This window comes from Mesorhizobium sp. M7A.F.Ca.CA.002.15.2.1 (assembly GCF_003998715.1).
Taxonomy (GTDB): Bacteria; Pseudomonadota; Alphaproteobacteria; order Rhizobiales; family Rhizobiaceae; genus Mesorhizobium; species Mesorhizobium ciceri.
Genome location: NZ_RZPI01000952.1, coordinates 1 through 1,527 on the forward strand (window position 1 = coordinate 1; position 1,527 = coordinate 1,527).

Annotated in this window: 2 protein-coding genes and 1 pseudogene; 2 read left to right on the forward strand and 1 reads right to left on the reverse strand. The window is 62.8% G+C overall.

Annotated elements, in window-relative coordinates:
• Window positions 1-263 (reverse strand): annotated as a pseudogene (locus ENZ74_RS31435) (hypothetical protein); the annotation flags it as partial.
• A gap of 151 nt (window positions 264-414) precedes the next feature.
• Between ENZ74_RS31435 and ENZ74_RS31440 the strand changes: the two are divergent.
• Together ENZ74_RS31440 and ENZ74_RS31445 are read left to right on the forward strand one after the other, a co-directional pair.
• Window positions 415-867 carry a MaoC family dehydratase gene (locus ENZ74_RS31440; RefSeq protein ID WP_063167880.1) on the forward strand — a complete coding sequence of 151 codons (453 nt, stop codon included), beginning with the start codon at window positions 415-417 and terminating at the stop codon, window positions 865-867.
• A gap of 2 nt (window positions 868-869) precedes the next feature.
• Window positions 870-1,527, forward strand: a 658-nt coding sequence (locus tag ENZ74_RS31445) for a CoA ester lyase (protein ID WP_164761379.1), incomplete at its 3' end; no start/stop codon positions are given.

The following is a 1,527-nucleotide window of genomic DNA, read 5'->3' on the forward strand; positions in this document are numbered from 1 at the left end:
GCGACTTCCGGCTGGTCGGAGGCCAGCACGCTGATGATCTGCATTGGCGCGTGTTGGCTCATCGACAGCGCCTCGGCCATCGCCAGCCGCACCTTTGACGAGGCATCGTCGAGCAACAGTGTCAGCGCCGCCTCTGCGGCGCAGCGGTCCTCGAAGGGCAATTCGGAATTGATGTAGGCTCGGGCCAGAGCGCTCGCCGCCGCGGCGCGCTCCGACACCTTGGCCGTGTAGATCCATTTCAGGAAATGCGAAACAACAACCATGCCCGCCTGCTTACGCCCCTTGCCGGAAGGTTCCGACCCCACTGACGACCGTAGGCAGAATTGGTTTACGAACCGTTCACCATGTTCATTAACTGGCTTGCGAGGCTGATTTGCAGCGCCTATCAACCGTCAAGCACCTGAGGAGAGAGAAATGGCCGGACTTTATCTCGAAGAGTTCGTCGTCGGCCATGTCTTCCAGCACACGCTGCGCAAGACCGTTACCGAAAGCGACAACATGCTGTTTTCGGTGATGACGCTGAACCCGCAGCCGCTGCACATCGACTTCGATTTCGCCACCAAGAGCGAATGGGGCAAGCCGCTGGTCAATTCGCTGTTCACGCTCGGGCTGATGATCGGCATTTCGGTCAATGACATCACCGTCGGCACCACGGTGGCCAATCTCGGCATGAAGGAAACCGTGTTTCCGCATCCGGTCTTCCATGGCGATACCGTTCGCGTCGAAACGACAGTCATCTCGGTGCGCGAGTCCAGGTCGAAGCCCGATCGCGGCATCGTCGAATTCGAGCATCGCGCCTACAACCAGCATGGCGATCTCGTCGCCAAATGCACCAGGCAAGCCATGATGCTGAAGAAGCCGGCCTGATCATGCGCTCGCTGCTGTTCGTCCCCGGTGATTCCGAGAGGAAGCTGGAAAAGGGTTTTGGTGCCGGCGCCGACGTGGTCATCGTCGACCTCGAGGATTCCGTGGCGCCGCACAACAAGGCGCTGGCGCGCGTCGTAGCGGCGCGCTTCATCCTGGAACGCAGGGCACAAACGACTTCCGCCATCTATGTCAGGGTCAATGACCTCGCGACCGGGCTGACGGATGACGATCTGGCGGCGCTGGTTCCGGCGAAACCCGACGGCATCATGCTGCCCAAGTCGAACGGCGGCCAGGATGTGCAGCACCTGTCGGCAAAACTCAGGGTGCGCGAGGCCGAAAAAGGCCTGGCCGACGGCGCGATCAAGATCCTGCCGATCATCACCGAAACGCCGGCAGGCGTGCTGGCGGCGGCAACCTATGCCGGGACCAGCGCGCGGCTTGCCGGGCTCACCTGGGGCGCGGAAGACCTGTCGGCGGCGCTCGGCGCGCGCAGCGCCCGCGACGAGCATGGCCGCTACACGGACGTGTTCCGTCATGCTCGCACCATGACCATACTCGCCGCCGGTGCGGCGGAGGTCGCGGCGATCGACACCGTCTTCCCAAATTTTCGCGACATGGCGGCCTTCGCCGCGGAGTGCGCCGAGGCCGAACGCGATGGCT